The sequence below is a fragment of the Streptomyces sp. NPDC059224 genome, from assembly GCF_042754285.1.
Taxonomy (GTDB): domain Bacteria; phylum Actinomycetota; class Actinomycetes; order Streptomycetales; family Streptomycetaceae; genus Streptomyces.
On the sequence record NZ_JBHZAN010000026.1, the window covers coordinates 112,205 to 133,392 of the forward strand.

24 protein-coding genes are annotated in these 21,188 nt (G+C 71.4%); 13 read left to right on the top strand and 11 right to left on the bottom strand.

What is annotated here, in order from left to right:
* The first annotated feature begins 73 nt into the window (after positions 1 to 73).
* Together ACFXI4_RS28315 and greA are read left to right on the top strand one after the other, a co-directional pair.
* Positions 74 to 472, top strand: coding sequence for a DUF4307 domain-containing protein (locus ACFXI4_RS28315; RefSeq protein ID WP_384996127.1), 399 nt, complete (start codon positions 74 to 76; stop codon positions 470 to 472).
* A 169-nt stretch (positions 473 to 641) separates the two neighbouring features.
* On the top strand, positions 642 to 1,142 hold the full coding sequence (gene greA, locus ACFXI4_RS28320; RefSeq protein WP_362714278.1) for a transcription elongation factor GreA: 501 nt from the start codon (positions 642 to 644) through the stop codon (positions 1,140 to 1,142).
* A 60-nt stretch (positions 1,143 to 1,202) separates the two neighbouring features.
* Here the strand turns inward: greA and ACFXI4_RS28325 are convergent, their stop codons facing one another.
* From ACFXI4_RS28325 to ilvA, 3 genes are all read right to left on the bottom strand, one after another.
* Positions 1,203 to 1,982 carry an ABC transporter permease gene (locus ACFXI4_RS28325; RefSeq protein ID WP_384996280.1) on the bottom strand — a complete coding sequence of 260 codons (780 nt, stop codon included), beginning with the start codon at positions 1,980 to 1,982 and terminating at the stop codon, positions 1,203 to 1,205.
* 68 nt (positions 1,983 to 2,050) lie between these two features.
* Positions 2,051 to 3,064 carry an ATP-binding cassette domain-containing protein gene (locus tag ACFXI4_RS28330; protein WP_384996131.1) on the bottom strand — a complete coding sequence of 338 codons (1,014 nt, stop codon included), beginning with the start codon at positions 3,062 to 3,064 and terminating at the stop codon, positions 2,051 to 2,053.
* A 288-nt stretch (positions 3,065 to 3,352) separates the two neighbouring features.
* Positions 3,353 to 4,582 (bottom strand): threonine ammonia-lyase, encoded by a 1,230-nt coding sequence (gene ilvA, locus ACFXI4_RS28335; RefSeq protein WP_384996134.1) that lies wholly within the window; start codon positions 4,580 to 4,582, stop codon positions 3,353 to 3,355.
* 167 nt (positions 4,583 to 4,749) lie between these two features.
* Here ilvA and ACFXI4_RS28340 point away from each other — a divergent pair, with 167 nt between their 5' ends.
* The 3 genes from ACFXI4_RS28340 to ACFXI4_RS28350 all read left to right on the top strand — a co-directional run bounded on the left by ACFXI4_RS28340 (position 4,750) and on the right by ACFXI4_RS28350 (position 6,157).
* Positions 4,750 to 5,244: a MarR family winged helix-turn-helix transcriptional regulator gene (locus ACFXI4_RS28340; protein ID WP_384996282.1), complete on the top strand. Its 495-nt coding sequence runs from the start codon at positions 4,750 to 4,752 to the stop codon at positions 5,242 to 5,244.
* Positions 5,245 to 5,405: 161 nt separating this feature from the next.
* Positions 5,406 to 5,912, top strand: a complete 507-nt coding sequence (locus ACFXI4_RS28345; protein ID WP_384996136.1) for a sigma factor-like helix-turn-helix DNA-binding protein — start codon at positions 5,406 to 5,408, stop codon at positions 5,910 to 5,912.
* The gene (locus tag ACFXI4_RS28350; protein WP_384996139.1) at positions 5,909 to 6,157 is read left to right on the top strand and encodes a hypothetical protein; all 249 of its coding nucleotides are present in this window, start codon (positions 5,909 to 5,911) and stop codon (positions 6,155 to 6,157) included. The genes ACFXI4_RS28345 and ACFXI4_RS28350 overlap by 4 nt, the downstream gene beginning before the upstream one ends.
* 7 nt (positions 6,158 to 6,164) lie before the next feature.
* Here ACFXI4_RS28350 and ACFXI4_RS28355 read toward each other — a convergent pair whose 3' ends face one another.
* Positions 6,165 to 7,319, bottom strand: a complete 1,155-nt coding sequence (locus tag ACFXI4_RS28355) for a cystathionine gamma-synthase (protein WP_362714291.1) — start codon at positions 7,317 to 7,319, stop codon at positions 6,165 to 6,167.
* 190 nt (positions 7,320 to 7,509) lie between these two features.
* Here ACFXI4_RS28355 and ACFXI4_RS28360 point away from each other — a divergent pair, with 190 nt between their 5' ends.
* Together ACFXI4_RS28360 and ACFXI4_RS28365 are read left to right on the top strand one after the other, a co-directional pair.
* Entirely contained in the window at positions 7,510 to 8,628 is a 1,119-nt protein-coding gene (locus ACFXI4_RS28360; protein WP_384996142.1) for a hypothetical protein, read from the top strand.
* Positions 8,629 to 8,749: 121 nt separating this feature from the next.
* The gene (locus ACFXI4_RS28365) at positions 8,750 to 10,027 is read left to right on the top strand and encodes an ATP-binding protein (RefSeq protein WP_384996145.1); all 1,278 of its coding nucleotides are present in this window, start codon (positions 8,750 to 8,752) and stop codon (positions 10,025 to 10,027) included.
* Between the two features lie 115 nt (positions 10,028 to 10,142).
* Here ACFXI4_RS28365 and ACFXI4_RS28370 read toward each other — a convergent pair whose 3' ends face one another.
* The 3 genes from ACFXI4_RS28370 to ACFXI4_RS28380 form a co-directional block, all read right to left on the bottom strand.
* The gene (locus ACFXI4_RS28370) at positions 10,143 to 11,258 is read right to left on the bottom strand and encodes a WD40 repeat domain-containing protein (protein ID WP_384996147.1); all 1,116 of its coding nucleotides are present in this window, start codon (positions 11,256 to 11,258) and stop codon (positions 10,143 to 10,145) included.
* Positions 11,259 to 11,434: 176 nt separating this feature from the next.
* On the bottom strand, positions 11,435 to 12,028 hold the full coding sequence (locus tag ACFXI4_RS28375) for a DUF4291 domain-containing protein (protein WP_384996150.1): 594 nt from the start codon (positions 12,026 to 12,028) through the stop codon (positions 11,435 to 11,437).
* A 118-nt stretch (positions 12,029 to 12,146) separates the two neighbouring features.
* On the bottom strand, positions 12,147 to 12,626 hold the full coding sequence (locus ACFXI4_RS28380) for a hypothetical protein (protein WP_384996153.1): 480 nt from the start codon (positions 12,624 to 12,626) through the stop codon (positions 12,147 to 12,149).
* Positions 12,627 to 12,872: 246 nt separating this feature from the next.
* Between ACFXI4_RS28380 and ACFXI4_RS28385 the strand changes: the two genes are divergently transcribed.
* From ACFXI4_RS28385 to ACFXI4_RS28400, 4 genes are all read left to right on the top strand, one after another.
* The gene (locus tag ACFXI4_RS28385) at positions 12,873 to 13,772 is read left to right on the top strand and encodes a phosphotransferase family protein (RefSeq protein WP_384996155.1); all 900 of its coding nucleotides are present in this window, start codon (positions 12,873 to 12,875) and stop codon (positions 13,770 to 13,772) included.
* A gap of 64 nt (positions 13,773 to 13,836) precedes the next feature.
* Positions 13,837 to 14,817, top strand: a complete 981-nt coding sequence (locus ACFXI4_RS28390) for a threonine/serine dehydratase (RefSeq protein ID WP_384996158.1) — start codon at positions 13,837 to 13,839, stop codon at positions 14,815 to 14,817.
* Positions 14,818 to 15,052: 235 nt separating this feature from the next.
* Positions 15,053 to 15,799 carry a hypothetical protein gene (locus ACFXI4_RS28395; protein ID WP_384996161.1) on the top strand — a complete coding sequence of 249 codons (747 nt, stop codon included), beginning with the start codon at positions 15,053 to 15,055 and terminating at the stop codon, positions 15,797 to 15,799.
* 548 nt (positions 15,800 to 16,347) lie between these two features.
* A complete protein-coding gene (locus ACFXI4_RS28400; protein ID WP_384996164.1) occupies positions 16,348 to 16,632 on the top strand; it encodes a hypothetical protein in 285 nt (94 codons plus the stop codon).
* Positions 16,633 to 16,664: 32 nt separating this feature from the next.
* Here the strand turns inward: ACFXI4_RS28400 and ACFXI4_RS28405 are convergent, their stop codons facing one another.
* The 3 genes from ACFXI4_RS28405 to msrA form a co-directional block, all read right to left on the bottom strand.
* A complete protein-coding gene (locus tag ACFXI4_RS28405) occupies positions 16,665 to 17,507 on the bottom strand; it encodes a hypothetical protein (RefSeq protein ID WP_384996167.1) in 843 nt (280 codons plus the stop codon).
* A 207-nt stretch (positions 17,508 to 17,714) separates the two neighbouring features.
* Positions 17,715 to 18,053, bottom strand: a complete 339-nt coding sequence (locus ACFXI4_RS28410; protein ID WP_384996170.1) for a hypothetical protein — start codon at positions 18,051 to 18,053, stop codon at positions 17,715 to 17,717.
* 79 nt (positions 18,054 to 18,132) lie between these two features.
* Complete coding sequence (gene msrA, locus ACFXI4_RS28415) at positions 18,133 to 18,645, bottom strand: peptide-methionine (S)-S-oxide reductase MsrA (RefSeq protein ID WP_362714315.1); 513 nt, start codon at positions 18,643 to 18,645, stop codon at positions 18,133 to 18,135.
* A 230-nt stretch (positions 18,646 to 18,875) separates the two neighbouring features.
* Here msrA and ACFXI4_RS28420 point away from each other — a divergent pair, with 230 nt between their 5' ends.
* Positions 18,876 to 19,982: a serine hydrolase domain-containing protein gene (locus tag ACFXI4_RS28420; RefSeq protein WP_384996173.1), complete on the top strand. Its 1,107-nt coding sequence runs from the start codon at positions 18,876 to 18,878 to the stop codon at positions 19,980 to 19,982.
* Positions 19,979 to 20,758, top strand: coding sequence for a hypothetical protein (locus ACFXI4_RS28425; RefSeq protein ID WP_384996176.1), 780 nt, complete (start codon positions 19,979 to 19,981; stop codon positions 20,756 to 20,758). The genes ACFXI4_RS28420 and ACFXI4_RS28425 overlap by 4 nt, the downstream gene beginning before the upstream one ends.
* Here the strand turns inward: ACFXI4_RS28425 and ACFXI4_RS28430 are convergent.
* Entirely contained in the window at positions 20,740 to 21,123 is a 384-nt protein-coding gene (locus tag ACFXI4_RS28430) for a VOC family protein (RefSeq protein WP_384996178.1), read from the bottom strand. The two genes, ACFXI4_RS28425 and ACFXI4_RS28430, sit on opposite strands and share 19 nt — an antisense overlap.
* Positions 21,124 to 21,188: the final 65 nt, after the last annotated feature.

The following is a 21,188-nucleotide window of genomic DNA, read 5'->3' on the forward strand; positions in this document are numbered from 1 at the left end:
CCGAATCGGGGGGCGAATAATTCCGGGGTCCGGGTCCGGCCGGCCCCGGAAGGGTTCCTGCAGGAGGACGATCATGAGTACCGCGAGTACGCGGCTGCCCGAGGGTCGCTACGGCCGCTCCTCGGACGAGGCCGCCGACCGCAAACTCAAGATCACCGGCGCCGTCCTGGGCGCCCTGCTCCTCGCCCTGGTCGGTTATTTCGCCTACCACTATGTCGTGAAGAGCGAGATCAGCGCCCAGGTGGTCACCTTCGACGCCTCGGACAGCGCGGTCAAGGTGCATCTGGAGGTCCACAAGGACGCCGGCGCCTCCGGGTACTGCACCCTGCGTTCCCAGGCCGCGGACGGCTCCGAGGTGGGCCGGGCGGACTTCCGCTTCACCGGTTCCGCCACCGAGATCGACCGCGTGGTCACCCTGCGTACGACGGCTCGCGGCACCACGGCGGAGCTGCTCGGCTGCCACACCGGCTGACACCGGCCATGAATACGTAGAGCCTCACCTGCGTTGATGCGATTCTGATGGCTTATGTCCTCCCCCTTACGCCGTTGAATTGTTAGGCTCGTGGTTTCGCCCTTCCGTGGAGGAACATGCTTCTGGGTAGGGCGATGCTTTGTATTCCCAGTACCTACGAGGAGCACCTGTGACCCAGACCAGCGAGAACGTCACCTGGCTGACCCAGGAGGCGTACAACCAGCTCAAGGCCGAGCTGGAGTACCTGTCTGGTCCTGCGCGCACGGAGATCGCCGCCAAGATCGCGGCTGCGCGCGAGGAGGGCGACCTGCGCGAGAACGGCGGGTACCACGCGGCCAAGGAGGAGCAGGGCAAGCAGGAGCTCCGTGTGCGCCAGCTGACCCAGCTTCTGGAGAACGCGAAGGTCGGCGAGGCTCCGGCCTCCGCGGACGGCGCTGTCGCGCCCGGCATGGTGGTGACCATCGCCTTCGACGGCGACGAGGACGACACGATGACGTTCCTCCTCGCCTCGCGCGAGTACGCCAGCGCCGACGTCGAGACCTACTCGCCGCAGTCCCCGCTGGGCACCGGTGTCATCGGACACAAGGTCGGCGAGGACGCCGAGTACGAACTGCCGAACGGCAAGAAGGCCTCGGTGAAGATCCTCAAGGCCGAGCCCTACTCCGGCTGACCTCAACAGACACCTGCCCCCGGCGTCCACGGGACGCCGGGGGCCTTGTCATGGGCCGGGTCAGGCGGTGGCCGAGCGGTACTTGCGGACCGCGAGCGTCCGGAAGACCAGGATGATCGCGACCGACCAGATCAGCGAGGCCACGACCGGGTGCTGCATGGGCCAGGCGCCGGACGCGTTGAAGCCCGGCGGCAGATTGCCGAACAGCTCACGGCTGGCCTGGACGGTGGCGCTGAACGGGTTCCACTCCGCGATGTGACGCAGGAAGTCCGGCAGGTGGCCGGCGTCCACGAACGCGTTCGAGATGAACGTCAGCGGGAACAGCCAGATCAGACCGCCCGAGGTCGCCGCCTCGGGGGTGCGCACGGACAGGCCGATGAGCGCGCCGATCCAGGAGAACGCGTACCCGAGCAGCAGGAGCAGACCGAATCCGGCGAGCACCTTGCCGAGGTTCTCGTGGGTGCGCCAGCCGACGATCAGGGCGACGACCGCCAGCACGACGAGGGTGAGCGCCGTCTGCACCAGGTCCGCGATGGTCCGGCCGGTCAGCACCGCGCCGCGTGCCATGGGCAGCGACCGGAAGCGGTCGATGAGGCCCTTGTGCATGTCGTCGGCGATGCCCGCGCCCGCGCCCGCGGTGGCGAAGGTCACCGTCTGCGCGAAGATGCCCGCCATCAGGAACTCGCGGTAGGCCTGGGTGGAGGTGGACGAGCCGACCTGGATCGAGCCGCCGAACACGTAGGTGAACAGCACCACGAACATGATGGGCTGGATGAGCCCGAAGATCAGCATCTCGGGGATCCGGGACATCCGGATCAGGTTGCGTTTCGCGATCACCATCGAGTCGCGGAAGGACTGACTGACGGCGTTGCCCGGGGCGGCTACCCGCACGGTGTCGCTGACGGCGCTCACTTCACGGTCTCCTTGCGGCTGTCCTTGCGGGTGTTCTGCCGGCCCTGGTCACCGGTGTCCTCGGTCTTCTCCTCGGCCGTGTGTCCGGTCAGGGACAGGAAGACGTCGTCGAGGGTCGGGCGGCGCAGCGCGATGTCGTCGATCTCGATGCCCCGGGAGTCCAGCTCACGGATGACCTCCGCGAGCAGCTTGGCGCCGCCGGTGACGGGGACCGTGAGCTTGCGGGTGTGCTCCTCGACGGTGGTCTCGCCCTTGCCGAAGCCGCGCAGCACCTCGCCGGCGGTCTGGATGTGCTCGCGCTCGTGGACGACGACCTCGACGCGCTCGCCGCCGGTGCGGGCCTTGAGCTGGTCCGAGGTGCCCTGGGCGATGACCCGTCCGTGGTCGACGACCGCGATGTCGTGGGCGAGGTGGTCGGCCTCCTCCAGGTACTGCGTGGTCAGCAGCAGCGTCGTGCCGCCGGAGACGAGCTGCTTGATGACCTCCCACAGCTGCTGGCGGTTGCGCGGGTCGAGGCCGGTGGTGGGTTCGTCCATGAACATCACCGGCGGCGAGACGACCAGTGCGGCCGCCAGGTCGAGGCGGCGGCGCATGCCTCCGGAGTAGGTCTTGGCGGGGCGGTCCGCGGCGTCGGTGAGGTGGAACTGCTCCAGCAGCTCGACCGCGCGGGCCTTGGCCTGCTTCGCGCCCATCTGGTACAGACGGCCGACCATCTGCAGGTTCTCGCGGCCGGTCAGGTATTCGTCGACCGCCGCGAACTGTCCGGACAGGCCGATGGAGCGGCGCACCGCGTCCGGTTGCCCGACCACGTCCAGGCCCGCGACGACCGCCTTGCCGCTGTCGGGGCGCAGCAGGGTGGTCAGACAGCGGACGGTCGTCGTCTTGCCGGCGCCGTTCGGCCCGAGCAGTCCGAGGACGGTGCCTTCGGGGACATCGAGATCGACGCCGTCCAAAGCCCTTACGTCACCGAAGGTCTTCACCAGGCCTTCGGCATAGATGGCGCCTGGCATATGAGTCTCCACGTCGTCGAGGATTCTTCGAGAAAGGCTAGGTATGCGCGCTTCGGTCCGCCTATGGTTTTCGCCGACGCGACGACAGGCGGGCGCGACCGTGGCCACGCGACACACCATAACGCGATGTATCGCGTTCGTCGACAGGTTTTCTCGAACGAGTGAATGAACAGGTCCTGACCTCGCCTTCGCCCTCGGAAGCGGCCGGAGACGCGGCCCGGAGCCGCCGGAAGCAGTCCGGAGCCGTCCGGGAGCCGTCGGGAGCCGTCGGGAGCGCGGCCGTTTCTCTCAGTCGATGACCGTGTAGCCGGCCTCGCGCAGTGCCTGCCCGACCTCCGCGCAGTGCACCGGCCCCTTGGTCTCCAGCTGGAGTTCGACCTCCGCCTCCGAGAGCCCGAGCCGGGGGTCGGTCCTGACGTGGCTGATGTCCAGGACGTTGGCGTCGGCCCCCGACAGCACCCCGAGGAGCGTGGCCAGGGCGCCCGGCCGGTCGGTCAGCCGCAGCCGTACGGCCAGGTAGCGGCCCTGCGCGGACATGCCGTGCCGCAGCACCCGCTGCATCAGCACCGGATCGACGTTGCCACCGGAGAGCACCGCGACGACCGGTCCGGCGAAGGCGCCGGGCTCGGCGAGCAGGGCGGCCACCGGAGCGGCACCGGCCGGTTCCACGACCAGCTTGGCCCGCTCCAGGCAGAGCAGCAGGGCGGCGGAGAGCCGGTCCTCGCCGACCGTGCGGACCTCGTCGACCAGCTCCTCGACCAACGCGAACGGCACGTCGCCGGGCCGTCCGACCTTGATCCCGTCGGCCATCGTCACCGGGTTGTGCACCGAGACCGGCCGTCCGGCGGCCAGCGAGGGCGGATACGCGGCCGCACCCTCCGCCTGGACGCCGACGATCCGCACGTCCGGCCTGATCGCCTTCACCGCGACCGCGATCCCGGCGGCGAGCCCGCCGCCCCCGACACCGACGACGATCGTGCCGACCTCCGGGCACTGGTCCAGGATCTCCAGCCCGACCGTGCCCTGACCGGCGATGACGTCGGGGTGGTCGAAGGGGTGGATGAACACCGCGCCGGTCTCGGCCGCGTACTCCTGGGCGGCGGCCAGCGTCTCGTCGACCACCTGACCGTGCAGCCGGACCTCGGCGCCGTACTCGCGGGTCGCGCTGATCTTGGGCAGCGGGGCGCCGACGGGCATGAACACCGTGGCGTGCACACCGAGCAGCGCGGAGGCCAGGGCCACGCCCTGGGCGTGGTTGCCGGCGCTGGCCGCCACCACCCCGGCGGCGCGCTCCTCGGGCAGCAGCCCGGCGATCCGCACGTAGGCTCCGCGCAGCTTGAACGAACCGGTCCGCTGGAGGTTCTCGCACTTGAGGTGCACCGGCGAGCCGACCAGCTGGGACAGGTGACGGCTGCCCTCCATCGCGGTCACCCGCGCCACGCCCGTGAGCATCTTCTGAGCGCCGCGTACGTCGTCGAGGGTGACGGGGCGCAGGGAGTCAGCCGTGCTGTAGCTCATGACTCAAGTCTCGCAGTTCACAGGCCAGAGCCTCGGGTGTGACCAAGCTCCGAGACCGGTTTGCGCAGCGCCGGTACGGCTCGACCCCGGTCCGCGTACTCTGTCCCCCACACCAGCACTCTTCATGAAGTGAGCCCCCGGCCATGCCCACAACACCTGAAATGTCGATGGACATGACGACCGTCGGTGACACCGGCCTCCTCGACACGCTGCAGCACGAGGTGGCGGTGTTCGCCCGCCGTGCCGAACAGACCCGGCTCGGCGGCGTCGGGCAGGTGCGCAACTCCATGGACCGCGCCGCGTATCTGCTGCTCAACCGCCTCGACAAGGAAGGCCCCATGGGGGTCAAGGCGCTCGCCGCGAGCATGGGGATCGACTCCTCCACGGTCACCCGGCAGGTGGCCCCGCTGGTCGACACCGGGCTCGTCAAGCGCACCTCCCACCCCGAGGACGGGCGGGCCGTGGTGCTCCAGCTGTCCCCGCGCGGGCTGTCGCGGCTGGACGAAGTACGTTCCTCGCGGCGGCAGTTGATGGCGGAGCTGACCCAGGACTGGGAGCCGGAGGAGCGCGAGGCGTTCTGTGCGCTGCTCACGCGCTTCAACACCGCCCTGTCGGCGCGGATGTCCCTCCAGCCGGGCTCGGACGCACCTCCGGCATCCTGAACCCCGGCCGGCCCCGGCTCGCGGACCGTCCGGCACGCGTGCGTGCCGCCCGGCTCTTGACCGTGAGGGCACCCCTGGCCTCATATGAGACCGGGCCTCCGTCCTATCCGAATCCGTGTCCGGTTCCCGGACACGGGGGCCCACGCAGACGGGGAGGTACGGTGCGTGATCGGCAGGCGTTCCAGGACGCCCGCCGGGCCCGGGAGTTCGAGGCGTTCGTCGCGGGCGCGGCGGGACGGCTGCTGCATGCCGCGACGCTGCTCACCGCGGAGGCCCCGGACGCCAACCCGCGCGCGCGGCGCCTGCTGACTCTCGCGCTCGCGCACACGTACGCGTGCTGGGACGGGCTGCGCGGCGAGGACCCGTACGACCGGGCCCGCCAGCACCTGGCCCTGCGCTTCGCGAACTCCGTCTGGCACCAGTACGGCAGCCCGCTGAGCCGCGCCCGCCCGCACCCGGACAGCGCCCTCGCCGTCCTGACCCCGCAGGAACGCCTGATCGTGGTGCTCCGGCTGTACGAAGGGGTCGCCGAGGAGCAGACGGCGGCGCTGCTCGGCCTGCCCACGGACCGGGTGCACACCGTCTGCGACCGGGCCACCGCCACCCTGCTGCACCCGCCCAGGAAGGCGGCACCCCCGGTGATGGGAGCGAAGGTGGCACCGTCGTGAACCGCGTCGAACGCGAGGCAGCCGCCCGGCGGATCATGGAACAGGGGCCGCCACGGGTGCCGCCCGATCTCTACGGCGAGGTGCTGCGCCGCGGCGGCCGCCTGTTGCGCCGCCGACGGGCGGCCCGCCGCCTGCTGTGGGTGCTGCTGTGCGCGGCGGCGGTGGCCTTCACCGTCTGGGCGGCGCTGGTCCGGCCGTGGGCGCAGCCGCCGTCCACGACGACTCCGCCCGTCGTCGGCTGGTGAGCCGGTTCTAGCCGAGCGCCTGCTGGAGGTCTTCCAGCAGGTCGTCGACGTTCTCGATGCCCACGGACAGGCGCACCAGGTCGGCGGGCACCTCCAGCGCGGAACCGGCCGCCGAGGCGTGCGTCATCCGGCCCGGGTGCTCGATCAGCGACTCGACGCCGCCCAGGGACTCGCCGAGGGTGAACACCTTGGCGCGGTTGCAGACCTCGACCGCCGCCTCCTCGCCACCCGTGACCTGGAAGGAGATCATGCCGCCGAAGGCCTTCATCTGCTTGGCGGCGGTCTCGTGCCCGGGGTGCTCGGGCAGGCCCGGGTAGAGGACACGCGTCACGCGCGCGTGCCGGCTCAGCATGTCCGCGATCCTGGTGGCGTTCTCACTGTGCCGGTCCATGCGCACCGCGAGCGTCTTGGTGCCGCGCAGCACCAGCCACGAGTCGAACGGTCCGGCGACCGCGCCCATCGCGTTCTGGTGGTACGCCAGCTCCTCGCCCAGCGCCTGGTCCGACACGATCAGCGCGCCGCCGACCACGTCGGAGTGACCGCCCATGTACTTCGTCAGCGAGTGCACGACGACGTCCGCGCCGAGCGAGAGAGGCTGCTGGAGGTACGGCGTGGCGAAGGTGTTGTCGACGACGAGCCGGGCGCCCGCGTCGTGGGCGACCTGCGCGACCGCGGCGATGTCGGTGATGCCGAGCAGCGGGTTGGACGGGGTCTCCACCCAGACCGCCTTGGTCTTCGGGGTGATCGCGGCCCGCACGGCCGACGGGTCGCTGGTGTCGGCGACGGACCACTCCACGCCCCACCGGGAGACGACCTTCGCGAACAGCCGGAACGTGCCGCCGTACGCGTCGTTCGGGATGACCACGTGGTCGCCGGGGCTGAGCAGCGTGCGCAGCAGGGCGTCCTCGGCCGCCAGCCCGGACGCGAACGCGAGGCCGCGGCGGCCGCCCTCCAGCGCGGCCAGGTTCTCCTCCAGGGCGGTCCTGGTGGGGTTGGCGCTGCGGCTGTACTCGTAGCCGCCGCGCAGACCGCCGACGCCGTCCTGCTTGTAGGTCGAGACCTGGTAGATCGGCGGTACGACCGCACCGGTGAGGGGGTCCGCCGTGTTGCCCGCGTGGATGGCGAGCGTCTCGAAATGCTGACTGATGTGCCTGTCGCTCATAAGCCCCGAGCCTAGTGCTCAGGCGCCTGCTCACGCGCCCCGGAGGAGCGCGGGGCGGTACCGGTGTGTGCCTTCGCCACGTGGACGCCGCCCGTCCCCACCGCCCCGCGACCGCGTCCCGGCCCCGCGTCGTCCACAGGCCACGACCACCGGTTCGCCAATTGTCCGCGCCGTCTGGTTCGCTTGACGCATGGCGATTCTCTGGGCCCTGATGGCGCTGCTCCTGCTGAGCTTCGTGCTGCTCCCTGTCCTGCGGCGGCGGCGCGGCATGATCGAGCAGGTCCACCCGAGCCACCCGGACGCCGCCGACCCGGCGGACTACGGCTTCGTGCGCGAGGAGGACCTGGACGTCCGGATGCCCGGGCCCGACCACGACCTGCTCGACGTCCTGGACCTGGTGCAGCGCACCCACGACTACCACGCCGCGGCGCAGCTGCTGGCGGGCACGGAGATCACCGGCGAACTGCGCTGGCAGCGGGTGCAGGCCTTCGCCGGCGCGGCGGCGCTGGAGCTCCAGCAGCGGCCGGGCGGGGTCAGCGAGACACCGGGCGGCCAGTGGCTGCGGGTGTGGCGCGCCGAGCAGCCCAAGGACGCCGGCGGCGCGGCCGTGCACGCGGAGTTCCTGGTCCAGCAGGCGTGGCGGACGTCGACGCCGGGCACGGACGACTTCCGGATCATCATGGAGGAGGCCAGGGACGCCTGCGGTCAGGCGGCGCTGCTGTCCCCCGGCGACCCGGTGCCGTACGTCATCGAGCTGTCGGTGGCCCGCGGGCTGAACTACTCGCAGCCGGACTTCGAGAAGCTCTGGCTGAAGATCCTGGACCGCGCGCCCGCGCACATGGGAGCGCATCTCGCCGCCCTGCACTACTGGTGCGAGAAGTGGCACGGCTCGCGCGAGGTGGCGTACTCCTTCGCCGAGGCCGCCGCCGCACGCGCCCCGCGGGGCTCCCTGCTGGCCGCGATGCCGCTGTTCGCGGTCTTCGAGCACCTTCCCGAGGTCAACCTGGTGGCGAGCTTCTACCAGAGCGAGGTCGTCACCAAGGCCGTCCACGGCGCCCTGCACGCGGTGCACTCGGCCCGCCAGGACGACCCGATGCTCGCCCACGTCCGGCACCTGCTGATCTTCTTCCTGGTCCGCTCCGAACGCTGGGCGGAAGCCATGGGCGAGCTGATACACGTCGACGGGCACGTGGGGGCCCTGCCGTGGACGCTGTCCGCGAACCCGGCCGCCGAGTTCACCCTCTACCGCGCGCTGGCGGTGGCGGGCTACGAGGCGAACGGCGGCAGCCCGGCGACACTGCCCGGCTGAGAGGCCTCCGGCCACAGGACGGGACGCGTGCCGGCCGGGGCGCCGGTGGGACCCGCCTCGGTTCGTCACCCGGCGCCGCGGAGAGAACAATGGGACTCCCGCGCCGTGTGAGGTGGTGGCGATGCCTGCTTGGCACCTGCGTGAATACCGCGAGGACGATCTCGACCAGGCCATCGACATCTGGGACCAGAGCCGTCCGCCCGACGAGGACCAGGTGTTCGCGGTCTCCGAGGTCATGACGGCGGCCAAGGCCGGACAGCCGGCGGTCGTCGCGGTCGTCGGGGAGGAACTGGTCGGCATGGCCGTGGCGCAGGCCTACGGAAAGCGGGGGTGGATCCTCCTGGTGGCGCTCGCCTCCCGCTGGCGTGAGCGCGGGATCGGCAGCGCCCTCCTCTCCGACCTCGAGCGGCGCCTGCGGGCACTGGGCGTGCGCCACATCAGCGCGCTGCTGCCCGCCGAGGCGGCGGGCACGCAGGCTCTGCAGAACTCCGGCTACCGGTTCCGCGACGGGCTCACCTACTACGAGAAGCTCGAACCCGTCGACACCGCGAACGCGGAGGTCCTCGCGGCGCTGGGCGGCCGCATGCTGCCGGAGGGCCTCTGGAACGACATGGCCGGCATGGAGGAGGAGAAACAGGTCGTCGAGCGCCGTGTCGTGCTCCCGCTGACCGAACCGGCACTGGCGGACCTTTACGGCGTCGCCCCGCCCAAGGCGATCATCCTGTTCGGCCCGCCGGGCACCGGAAAGACGAGCTTCGCCAAGGCGGTGGCCTCACGGCTCGGCTGGCCGTTCGTGGAACTCTTCCCCTCCCGGCTCGCGGCCGACACGAGCGAGGGCCTGGCCGTGGCGTTGCGGGAGGCCTTCGCGGACCTGGCGGAGCTGGACTCGGTCCTGCTCTTCATCGACGAGGTCGAGGAGATCGCCGGCGCGCGCTCAGGAAAGGCGGTCGATCCCGGCCACGGCGTGACCAACGAGCTGCTCAAGCTCATCCCCATCTTCCGCGAGCACGACGCACGGCTGCTGGCCTGCGCCACCAACTCGATTCGCTCTCTCGACGCGGCGTTCCTGCGGCCGGGCCGCTTCGACTACGTCATCCCCATCGGCCCACCGGACGCGACCGCCCGGGCGGCGATCTGGAGCCGCTATCTCCGAGCCTCCGCCGAGACGGTGGACATCGCCCAACTCGTCCGGGCGAGCGAGCTGTTCACCCCGGCCGACATCGAATTCGCGGCCCGCAAGGGCGCACAGGCGGCATTCGAGCGCGAAGTCACCCACCGTCAGGGCCGACCGGCGACGACCGAGGACTACATGACCGCCATCGCCGACACCCGCCCGACACTCACCGCACAGGCCATCCAGGAGTTCGCGGAGGACATCGACAAGTACCGCCGCCTGTGAGCCGGACGCCCGCATCCCCGGCCCGCGGTGCGCGGCGACCGCCCTCGTCCCAGGCAACCGCCGGAACCGACGCCGAAACCCCGGTCTGCCCGGACACGGGAGACGGCGGGCACCGTCAGCCCGTTTCCCACAGGTTCACCGTCGTGTCGACGCCGCAGCCGGCGAGCATCCGTCCGTCCGGACTGAAGGCCAGACCCCGTACCGCCTTGCGGTGGCCGGTGAGATGGGCGGCCGGGGTGAGGTGCGCGGGGTCGGTGACATCCCACAGGGTCACCGCCGCGTTCTCGCATCCGGAGGCCAGCAACCGGCCGTCCGGGCTGAACACCACCGCGTACATCCGCCCCGTGTCCCCGGGACCGGCCAGAGGAAGGATGCCTGTGCCCGTCCGTACCGGGTGTGCCGGGTCGGTGATGTCCCACACCATGACGGCTCCCTTCCGCCACGACCCATAGGTGCCGGACACCACGCCCAGGTCCCCGCTGCCGGTGGCCAGCAGCCGCCCCTGAGGACTGAATCCCACCGCATGGACGGCCGGCGCCCCGCCCGCGGACAACGCCTTCGGCCATTCGCGGGCCTGTGGCCGGACGACGGCGGTTCGGACCGGGTGGGCCGGCTCGCTGACGTCCCACAGGACGCCGGTGTTCTTGTCACCGTCGGAACCCGAAGCCAGTAACCGTCCATCGGGACTGAACATCACCGACAGGACGGGACCCGACCGCCAGAGATGCCGGTGGTGGGTGACACGGGCGCACCGGCCCGGCCTTGCGAGGTCGCGGAGATCCCAGATGATCACCGTGCGGTCGCCGGCGCAGGCGATGAACCGTCCGTCCGGGCTGAAACTCACCGCGTGGACACCGCCTTGACGCCAGCCGTCTCGGAACAACCAGCCGGGGCGGTCATGGACGAGGATCGCCGACCGGGTCAGGTTCGCGAGGTCCGTGACATCCCAGAGGACCACGCTCCGGTCGGTGCTTCCGGACGCCAGCAGCCGTCCGTCCGGGCTGAACGCCACCGCGTTCACCGCTCTGCCGTGCCCGGTGAGGGTGGCGGCCCGGGTCTGGTGCGATGCGTCCGTGACATCCCAGAGGACCACGGTCCTGTCGCTGCTTCCGGACGCCAGCAGCCGTCCGTCCGGGCTGAACGCCACCGCGTTCACCGCTCTGCCGTGCCCGGTGAGGGTGGCGGCCGGCCCTCGCGGCGGAGGCGGCGACGGCGGTCCGGGGAATGCCATGGTGCAGTCTCGCGCGATCCGGCACACCCCGGAAGGCGGAGCACCGACTTCCGCCGTCCGGCCGTGCAACGGGGCCGACGAATCCGCGCGCTCCGCCCGGGGATGCGACGACGCCCTTCATCTCGCGTCACACGGGCATCAGGGATGACGTCCCCGGCCGGGCCGCTGACCACGGGTCAGGGACACAGACGGGCCAGGAGCTCCGCGCCGGCGGGGTACCCGTGCTCCCGGGGGAGAAGTCGGGTCGCTGCGTCGGGTTCGCCGTCCCTGACGAGTGCGTGGATCTCGTGGGCGAGCGGGGTCACGTCGCTGACGGACACGATCCACTCGTCCGCGTAACGCGTCGACGCCTCGCCCGAGAGCCCAAGTTGCAGTGAGCGGCAGGGCAGGGGACGCAGGTGCAGATCGCGTTCCGGATCCCACTGGACACGGGCCGGCGCATGCTTGAGGTCACGCTGCCAGGCGCCGCGGTCGGGATGCAGTCCGCGGACGTAACTCGACAGGCGGGCATGACGCAGCGCCCAGTCGAAACCGTCGCGGGTGATCTCGACGGCGAGGACGGTCTCCTGACCCTCCTTCGTGCCCCAGCCCGAGCGGTACATCATCCACAGGAAACTGGGTTTGATCCACGTCATGCGGCCAGGCTTCCACGCGGCCGGAAAACGGCCGTCCCGGATGGCGGGCAGTCCGATCTCAGGGGAGTACGCCTGGTAGACGGTGATCGTAGACGCCGTGTGGAGCGCGCGAATCCGGCGGAACGGTTCTTCCATGGCGTACAGCGTGGGCCCGGTCAGCTCGGGTGACCATCGATTTTCCTGGCGGTCGGACAGCGGACGGGAGCGGACGACGGACTGTGGGCGCGGCCCGACGTGGCTCGTGGGGTGACGGTCACTCGACGCCCAGCGGGCCGATACCGAGGTCCTCCCGCATGACGCGACGCATCTGCGCCATGGCCGCGCGCCGCCGCGCTATCAGGGACGCTTCCTCGTCGGACCCGACAGCCACGCCTCGGGCGTACGCGTCGCGCAGGGCGCGCATCCCGTGGAACGCCTCGTTTCCCGCCGTGACGACCTGCGGCGGCCCCACGAGCCAAAGGCGTTCACTTGCCGTATGGATGCCCGTCTCGCGTACGGCCTCCCGCACGGCCGACTCACGTGCCGACGCGGACATGTGATCGCCCAGGGCGACGGCCCGTATGTCCTCACCCGCGGCCTTGAGAGCGGAGACGAACACCGTGTACACCTCGCGGCGTAGTTCCAGCGCGTGTCTGGCTTCTTCCCGTTGCCACCGGTTGCGATCGGCGATCAGAGTGGCCGCGATACCGATGGCGGCACCGGCCAGTGTGGAGAGCAGGGGCATCCAGTCCATGCGCGGCAGCATTTCCGAAACGGCGGGCCGCCGCCAGCAGGTCTCCCCGCGAACGCGGGTGCGCGCCCGCCTCCCGTGCAACGCACCGGCTCACGTGCTGTCGACGGGCGTCGGCAGCAGGCCGGTCGGCGGCTCTGGGCTGAACCTCTCGCGAGCACGGCTGCGGGGGCGGATCCGGGTGCCTCAGCCCGCGCGATCGACGGGTATCGACGGGTATCGACGGGCATCGACGGGCAGGGTCCGCACATGACCAGTGGTGGCCGCGACCGCGTCGCCGACGTGCGCGGTGTCGTGGGTGCGCACCTGCCCGGCTACCGGACCGAGTCCGTGGTGCTGCTCGGCGAGGGCCTGGACAACCTGGCGTACGAGGTCAACGGTGAGCTGATCGTGCGCTTCAGCAAGGAGCCCGACCCGGTACGGCGGGCCGCCCTGGTGAGCCACGAGGCCCGCTTGCTCGCCGCCGTCGCCGACATCTCGCCGCTGCCCGTCCCCGAACCGGCGTTCGCGGTCGCGGAGCTGGGATGTCTGGCCTACCGCAAGCTCCCCGGCGTGCCGCTGTCGGACACGCCGCGGCACCTGCGATCGGCCCACGGCACGTCGATCGGCGCCCGGCTCGGTGAGTTGCTCACCGCGCTGCACGCCGTTCCGGTCGGGCGGCTGGCCGGTCTGGTGGACACGGACCTGCGGCCGCTCGCCGAGTGGCTGCAGGAAGCCAGGCAGGACTGTGTGAGGGTGGCCGGGCGGGTACCGGCGGTGCGTCGCCGGTCCGTCGAGGCGTTCTTGGACGCCGCACCACCGCACGACGGGTACAACCCGGCGTTCTCCCACAACGATCTGGGCATCGAGCACGTTCTCGTGGACCCGGTCGCGTGGACGGTGAGCGGCGTCATCGACTGGAGCGACGCGGCGATCGTCGATCCGGCCTACGACTTCGGGGTGCTCCACCGCGATCTCGGCCCCGCCGCTGCCCGCGCCGCCATCGGCAGCCGCCGAACCGACACCGGCGACCTCACGGCTCTCCACGAGCGCGCCGTCTTCTATGCCCGGTGCGGTGTCTTCGAGGACCTCGCCCACGGCATCGAGACGGGACAGGGAAAGTACGTCGACAAGAGCCTTGCCGCGATGGAATGGCTGTTCCCGCCGTAGCCGCCTCCTCCCGGCCGTGCCAGCCGTGACCACCCTGCCGCCGACCGGGCTACGCTTCCCTGTCATGCAGGGGACGCGCCTGGACACCGAGCGGATCCGGGCCGTTCGCCGGCTGATCGACCCGGTTTTCCTCGACACCCCGCTGTACCCCTGCGAGGCGCTCGCATCCACCCTCGGCTGCGCTGTGACCATCAAGCTCGAAACGGCGAACCCGGTGCGCAGCTTCAAGGGCCGCGCTACCGAGGTGGTCGCGGGCCTCCTCGCCGAACAGGGTGCGCAGGCCGTGGTGTGCGCCAGCGCGGGCAACCTCGGGCAGGCCCTGGCCTGGTCGGGCCGCGGCCGGGGGCTCGCCGTGACCGTCGTGGCGTCCCGCTCCGCGACCGTGGCCAAGCTCGATCGCATCCGGGCGTTGGGCGCCCGGCTGGAACTGGTCGACGGCGACCACGAGATGGCTCGCGAACGCGCGGCGGCCCTCGCCCGGTACGACGGCATCCGGCTGCTCGAGGACAGCCTGGACATCGAGACCTGCGAGGGTGCGGCGACCATCGGTCTTGAACTGGTCGGCTCCCCACCGTCGTTCGACACCGTTCTGATCGCTCTCGGCGGCGGGGCGCTGGCCACCGGTGTCGGGCACGTGATGAAGGCCCTGGCGCCGGAAGTCGAGGTGATCTGCGTGCAGCCGCTGGGCGCGCCCGCGATGACCCTCTCGTGGCGCGGGCGGCGCGTCGTCACCACCGACTCGGCCCGCACCATCGCCGACGGGGTCGCCGGACGGTGTCCCGTCCCGGCCGTCCTGGACGATCTCCTCCTGGTCGCCGACGACGCCGTCCTGGTCCGGGAGGAGTCGATCGTCGCCGGTATGCGGATGCTCCTGGACCACGCCGGCCTTGTCGCGGAGCCGTCGGCCGCGCTCGGCGTCGCCGCGATCCTCGAGGACCCCGCCCGCTTCGCCGGCCGACACGTCGTCACCATCGTGTGCGGCGGCAACGTCGACCCGGACGCCTACCACCGCTGGGTCGGTACGGCTCCTGTCCGCGGGTCCTGACGCGTACCCGCAGCGTCCCGCCCTGCTCCGCCGTGCGGCGGGTCCGGGGCCGGGGGCGCTGCGCCATACGTACCCGTCGCCTCACCCCCGGGGGGTAACCCAGCCGAACCGCCGGTCCGTCACACCGGCGCGGCCGCTACGCCGGATGCCCTCTCCGGGATGCGCGCCGGGGCCATCCCGACTCAGGATCCTGACCATGCGGACATCTACTCTCATACGACCCTGTCCACCGCCGGTGCGACGCGGTGGTGCACGTCATGCCATATCCGCGGCTCTGGCCTGCGGTGCCCTGCTGGCCGGCACCGCGGCGTGCGCCGGGGGCGGCGGGCACACCAGTCACGTCGGCGCCCCGGGCGTCAACAACCCGTCGTCGCCGGGCTCGACCGGCCCGGAGAAGGGGCCGCGCCTTCCCGGCGTCGGCAGCAGCATGGGGAAGCACGTACCGGCCGACGCCCGTCAGGCCGTGGTCGTCTACGGCGACGACGCGGACTCCGACGAGAGCACCGTCGTGCTCTACGAGAAGCAGGGCACTGCCTGGAAGAACAAGGGCAGTTGGCGCGCGCACAACGGCAGGCTGGGCTGGACGACCGACCACCGCCTGGACGACGAGCGCAGTCCCGTCGGCACCTTCTCCCTGACGGACGCGGGCGGGTCCCTGGAGGATCCGGGCAGCCATCTGCACTACTGGTACGACGACAACGCCTTCGCGTCCATGATCGAGGACGGCTCCGACCACGAGCACGACTTCGACTACGTCATCGCCATCGACTACAACCGGCTCAAGGGTGTCCCGCCGTTCGACTGGAGCCGTCCCCAGGGAGTGGAGAAGGGCGGCGGCATATGGCTGCACCTGGACCACGGTGACGGCACGTCCGCCTGTGTCAGCCTTCCCGAGTCCGGGATGAAGACCCTGCTCCACACCCTCGATCCGCACCTTCACCCGGTCGTGGTGATGGGGGACCGGGAGCGGCTGAAAGCCTGACGACGACCGGCCTGTACACCGGTCCGCACGCGGGGTCCGACGTCACCGCCGGGCTCCGCCCGGGCCCACCGCCCACGGCCGCGCGCGGCACCCCGCAGCCGGTCGGCTCCGAGCGCCCGGCGGCCGTCCCCGACCGGGCGTGAGCCTCTCGGCCCGCGTCTGACCCGCCCGGTCACTCCGGCGCGATCATCGACGCGAGAGTCGAGAACGCCGGGCGTTCGACGCTTCCCTTCCAGCGAGCCGACCGGGAGGGACACCACGCGACGGCCTGGTGGTCCGACGAACTCGTGGAGACCGCCTCCGCGGGTCGAGTCGGCCGAGTTCACCCTGCCCCCGCACTGTGCGCACCCACGAAGCCGGAACCGGTCCCGGGCGGACGAACCGAAGCAGCGCCGGTGGCGGCGCGGCTGACGCCGCGCGGCCGGCGTCCGGGGCGCCTCGGGCGGCTCCCTTCAGGTGATTGCCGGAGGCCTCGCGAGCCGGCCGGCCGTCGCGGGGGTACGACGTCCGAGCAGAGGCGAACCCAGAACGCCGTGAGGAGTCTGGCGATGTACGCAGCGGTCCGGCGGTACGAGGGAGTGACCGATACGGCCGAGGCCGCACGTGTCGTGAACGAGGGGTTCGTGCCGCTGCTGCGCCAGGTCTCCGGTTTCGTGGCCTACTACTGGATCGATGCCGGGGACGGAGTGATGGTGTCGACCAGCGTCTTCCAGGACCGGGCCGGTGCCGACGAATCGATCTCGAAGGCCGCCGACTTCGTACGGGACAACCTCGCGTCGTTGCTCCCCGGCCCTCCCCAGGTCGTGGCCGGCGAGGTCGTGGCTTCCGCGTGACGGCGGCCGGGGCGGCGGCCTGAGAGCACCGGTCAGTGGTTCTCGCCCCCGGCCGGGCGGCGGGCCACCTGTTTCCGCACCGTGCGCCACCGTGACCTGGTCTGCTCGACCAGCCTGTCCCACTCCTGGCGTACGTCGTGGTCGGACGGCCGGGCGCCCCGCCGGATCCGGCCGAGCTCGTCCCGTACTTCTCGTCCCAGGGCCGCCGACGCGACCAGGACGAGCATGGCCGCGAAGAGGGCGGAGACCATGGCGAAGACGGCCCCGACCACTCCGTAGCGTTCGACGGAGGAGTTGAACAGGCGCGGCATGTAGAACCTCGCGGCCGTCGAGTAGGCCACCGTCAGGACGGCACCCGCGACGGCGAAGGGGAGCAGGTCCCGCCAGCCGATCCGCCCGGCCGACAGGAGCCGGCCGCTCCAGACCAGGAAGGCGGCGGTCACCGGTACCTCGCACAGCGAGGTGACCACGCGCAGCACGCCTCCGCCAAGGGGCGCGGACAGCAACGCTGTCGCGACCGTGTAGCCGCCGAGGACGAGGATCCACCACAGGCCGTTGCGTGTGTTGCGCACGCTGAGGGGCTTGAGTTCCCAGGTCTGTTCGAAGAGCCGTTGTGCCGCTCGGGTGAAGCTCAGCACCGAGATCATCAGGAACACGGTGCCGAAGACACCCACGCTCGCCCTGGTGCCCTCGGCGGGCGAGAACAGCGAGTCGACAGCGGTGGCGCCCGCTCCGGTGAGGTGATACCGCCTGATGATCCGGCCTGCGGCGTCGTAGTGCACGGCGCCGCTCAGGACGGCGCTGCCGAGGATGGAGAGCGGGATCAGTGCCGTCAGGGCGCTGGACGCCAGGGCCATCGAGCGGTCGAAACCCACGATCCTCTGGAACCGGTTGACGACCCGCAGCGCGAAGACGGGACGCAGCCAGAACGTCAGCGTTCTGACGACCTGCTCTCGATTGATCCCCGCCGTGCTGCCCTCCGCGAAGTTCAGGACCTCTGTGGCGACCAGAGCCTAGGGGACGGTCGCCGGTCAGCCGGAGGACGACACGGGAAGCCCGCTCCTGCGGCTCTTCTCACGGCTCTATATGGCGGAAGCCAGCAGCACCAGGAGCAGCAGGACCAGCCGCAGGACCGAGACCGCCCTGGCGCCCCTGACCGTCTCCGGACGGTTCTCGCGCCGCAGCGCCGCCCACCCCGTGCCGACGAGCGACGCCAGCAGAACGACCGCCGCGCCGATGAGCGACGTGTCGGAGGGCTGGGGCAGCATCGGCCCCGGTTCCGCGGGGTCGATCTGGTTGTGGGTCGACCACACGTACAGCAGAGCGGCGGAGCCGCAGCTCACCAGGGCATCCAGCAGCAGAACGCCCCACCAGGCCCCGTCCGGGCCGAACCTTCGCTTCGCTTCCCCCGTGCCTGCCACGGGGTGGATCGTAGCGAAGGTTCGTTCCGACGAGCCGACCTGCGGTCAACCCCGGGTCAGCCGTCGGTCAGCCCTGCGCTCAGCCCTCCGTGCGGGCCGGCAGGCGCCAGCCCGGGCGCGGGAAGTGGCAGGTGTAGCCCTCCGGGTAGCGCTCCAGGTAGTCCTGGTGCTCGGGCTCGGCCTCCCAGAAGGGACCGACCGGCTCGACCTCCGTGACGACCTTGCCCGGCCAGAGTCCGGACGCGTCGACGTCCGCGATGGTGTCCTCGGCGATCCGCTTCTGCTCGTCGTCCACGTAGTAGATCGCCGAGCGGTAGCTGAGGCCGATGTCGTTGCCCTGGCGGTTCCTGGTGCTCGGGTCGTGGATCTGGAAGAAGAACTCCAGGATCGCCCGGTAGTCGGTCTTCTCGGGGTCGAAGAGGATCTCGATCGCCTCCGCGTGCGTGCCGTGGTTACGGTACGTCGCGTTCGGCACGTCACCCCCGGTGTATCCGACCCGGGTCCCGGTCACGCCGGGGAGCCGGCGGATCAGGTCCTGCATCCCCCAGAAGCATCCGCCCGCCAGCACGGCCCTCTGCGTCTGCCCAGCCATTACGGACCCTCCAATTTCTGTCAGCTCGTTCACTCGGGCTGTTCGGCCCGCCCATCACCGGCCTCCCGCGCCCACACCCCCACAACGCGCGAGGACCCCACGCGAATTCCGCGGGCGTGACCGCCGCCGCGGGGTGCCGGTCCGCCCCGCCGCCCGGGCACGGCGGGCCGCCCGGGTCCGCGCCGGGAATTGGGTTGCGCCCGCCGTGTGCCGCGGGCTGAATGGCCTCCATGGCCGACATTCATGGCTCCTACGACGAGTTGTTCGCCGCTGTGCCCACCATGCTCTCCGGACTGCTGGACGAGGGGGATGCGGGCGGTGCGGTCGCCGTCTTCGTGGACGGAGCCGCCGTGGTCGACGTGTGGGGCGGGTTCACCGACGCGGGGCGGAGTGTGCCGTGGGAGCGGGACACGATCGTCAACGTGTTCTCCGTGACCAAGACGATGACCGCCCTGTGCGCGCTCGTCCTGATCGACCGGGGTGAGCTGGATCCCGACGCGCCGGTGGCCCGGTACTGGCCGGAGTTCGCCGTGGCGGGCAAGGAGGGTGTGCTGGTACGGCATGTGCTCTCGCACACCGCCGGGCTGCCCGACTGGGAAGGGCCGACAGAGGAGCTGTACGACTGGACGACGGCCACGACACGGCTGGCCGGGCAGGCTCCGCAGTGGGAGCCCGGGACGGCGGCCGGGTACCACTCGCTGACCCAGGGGTTCCTCGTGGGTGAGGTGGTGCGCCGGATCACCGGGCGGAGCCTGGGCGAGTTCTTCGCCGCCGAGGTGGCCGGGCCGCTGGGCGCGGACTTCCACATCGGGCTGGGTGCCGAGCACGACCGGCGGGTGGCGCTCACCGTGCCGCCGCCGGGCAGGGACGAGGAGTACGCGGCCGGTGCGCGGGACAGCGACGCGACCCGCGCCGGTGTCGCCACCCTGCGCGTCCGGGACGGCAACAGCATCGCCTGGCGGCGCGCGCAGATCCCCGCGGCGAGCGGCTTCGGCAACGCCCGCTCCGTCGCCCTCGTGCAGTCCCTGCTCGCCTGCGGCGGAGCCGTCGGCGAGGTGCGGGTGCTGTCGCCGGCGGGGTGCGAACGGGCCGGCGAGGTGCAGTTCGACGGTGACGACCGCGTGCTGGGCATGCCCTCCCGGTACGGCCTGGGATACGGCCTCTTCGGCAGCGCCCTGGGCTGGGGCGGCTGGGGCGGCGCGCTGGTCTGGGTCGACCCGGACGAACGGATGACGCTCGCCTACGTGACGAACCAGATGCGTGAACCGGCGGCCGACAACCGGGCCATCGAGCTGGTCATGGCCGCGCAGGACGGGCTCAAGGGCCTGCGGGGGTGAGCACCCGGGACCGTCAGGGCGAGCGCGGGGCACCCGCGGGCGGGATCTTTCTCGTCGGCGGGGGCTGGGACGCTCCCGAGGTGTACGGGCCGTTGGTGCGGGCCGCGGGTGCGGGCGGCCGCCGTATCGGGTGCGTGATCGTCGACGAGGGGGACGGCGAGGAGCTGTTCGGGCGGTACGCGGGGATGTTGCGGGCCGCCGGAAAGTGCGTTCCGGTGCCGCTGATCGTGCCTTTCGGCGGGCGGTTCGGTCCGGAGCGGCTGGGGGACGTGGACGGGGTGCTGGTGTGCGGCGGGCTCACGCCGGCCTGTCAGGACATGTTCTCGGACTGTCTGCGTCGGCTGCCCGAGGTGCTTGCCGAGCGCGGCCTCCCCTATGCCGGGTTCTCCGCCGGAGCCGTTCTCGCGGCCCGGCGGGCCGTGGTCGGAGGCTGGCTGGTGGACGGGGTGCCGGTGTGTCCGCCGGACACCGCCGAGGACCTGGACGAGGTGGAGATCCGGCCGGGTTTCGGCCTGGTGCCGTTCGCGGTGGAGGTGCACGCGGCGCAGTGGGGCACGCTGGGCCGGCTGGTCGCGGCCGTGATGCACGGCGGGGTGCCGTACGGCGTCGCGGTCGACGAGAACACCGTGCTGACGGTGGCGGACGAGCGGGGCCTGGTCGGCGGGCGTGGGCGCGTGCATGTCGTCCGCCCGTCCGCCGGTGACGGGGCGGGTGCGGTCGTACGGTCGTACGCGCCCGGAGAGTGCGTGCCGCTGGGTCAGCCGCCGCTGCCGTAGGGGCGGGTGAGGATTTCCAGGCGGTGGCCGTTGGGGTCGTCGAAGTAGGTGCCGCGGCCGCCGTCGTTGGTGTTGATCTCGCCGGGAAGCCTGTGGTGCGGATCGGCCCAGTAGCTGAGGCCGGCGTCCTGGACGCGGGTGAAGATCTCGTCGAAGTCGTCCTCGGAGACGAGGAAGGCGTAGTGCTGCGGCGGGATGTCCCCGGGGCTCTCCATGTAGTCGAGGGTGACGCCGTTGGGCAGGGCCACCGGGACGAACGGGCCGTATTCCGGGCTGACTTCGAGACCGAGGATGTCGGCCAGGAACCTCGCCGACTCCTGCTTGTCGTGTGCCGCGACGATGGTGTGGTTCAGGTTCACGGTCATCGTGAGACCTCCTCCTGTCCAACGTACTCCCGGCCCGATTCAAGGTGCGGCTCACCCTGGCGGTC

Excerpts from the sequence above, each read along its gene's own strand:
- ACFXI4_RS28315 (WP_384996127.1), top strand. The coding sequence starts at position 74 with ATGAGTACCGCGAGTACGCGGCTGCCCGAGGGTCGCTACGGCCGCTCC.
- ACFXI4_RS28325 (WP_384996280.1), bottom strand. The coding sequence starts at position 1,982 with ATGGTGATCGCGAAACGCAACCTGATCCGGATGTCCCGGATCCCCGAG.
- ACFXI4_RS28330 (WP_384996131.1), bottom strand. The coding sequence starts at position 3,064 with ATGCCAGGCGCCATCTATGCCGAAGGCCTGGTGAAGACCTTCGGTGAC.
- ilvA (WP_384996134.1), bottom strand. The coding sequence starts at position 4,582 with ATGAGCTACAGCACGGCTGACTCCCTGCGCCCCGTCACCCTCGACGAC.
- ACFXI4_RS28340 (WP_384996282.1), top strand. The coding sequence starts at position 4,750 with ATGGACATGACGACCGTCGGTGACACCGGCCTCCTCGACACGCTGCAG.
- ACFXI4_RS28355 (WP_362714291.1), bottom strand. The coding sequence starts at position 7,319 with ATGAGCGACAGGCACATCAGTCAGCATTTCGAGACGCTCGCCATCCAC.
- ACFXI4_RS28360 (WP_384996142.1), top strand. The coding sequence starts at position 7,510 with ATGGCGATTCTCTGGGCCCTGATGGCGCTGCTCCTGCTGAGCTTCGTG.
- ACFXI4_RS28365 (WP_384996145.1), top strand. The coding sequence starts at position 8,750 with ATGCCTGCTTGGCACCTGCGTGAATACCGCGAGGACGATCTCGACCAG.
- ACFXI4_RS28370 (WP_384996147.1), bottom strand. The coding sequence starts at position 11,258 with ATGGCATTCCCCGGACCGCCGTCGCCGCCTCCGCCGCGAGGGCCGGCC.
- ACFXI4_RS28375 (WP_384996150.1), bottom strand. The coding sequence starts at position 12,028 with ATGGAAGAACCGTTCCGCCGGATTCGCGCGCTCCACACGGCGTCTACG.
- ACFXI4_RS28380 (WP_384996153.1), bottom strand. The coding sequence starts at position 12,626 with ATGGACTGGATGCCCCTGCTCTCCACACTGGCCGGTGCCGCCATCGGT.
- ACFXI4_RS28385 (WP_384996155.1), top strand. The coding sequence starts at position 12,873 with ATGACCAGTGGTGGCCGCGACCGCGTCGCCGACGTGCGCGGTGTCGTG.
- ACFXI4_RS28390 (WP_384996158.1), top strand. The coding sequence starts at position 13,837 with ATGCAGGGGACGCGCCTGGACACCGAGCGGATCCGGGCCGTTCGCCGG.
- ACFXI4_RS28400 (WP_384996164.1), top strand. The coding sequence starts at position 16,348 with ATGTACGCAGCGGTCCGGCGGTACGAGGGAGTGACCGATACGGCCGAG.
- msrA (WP_362714315.1), bottom strand. The coding sequence starts at position 18,645 with ATGGCTGGGCAGACGCAGAGGGCCGTGCTGGCGGGCGGATGCTTCTGG.
- ACFXI4_RS28420 (WP_384996173.1), top strand. The coding sequence starts at position 18,876 with ATGGCCGACATTCATGGCTCCTACGACGAGTTGTTCGCCGCTGTGCCC.
- ACFXI4_RS28430 (WP_384996178.1), bottom strand. The coding sequence starts at position 21,123 with ATGACCGTGAACCTGAACCACACCATCGTCGCGGCACACGACAAGCAG.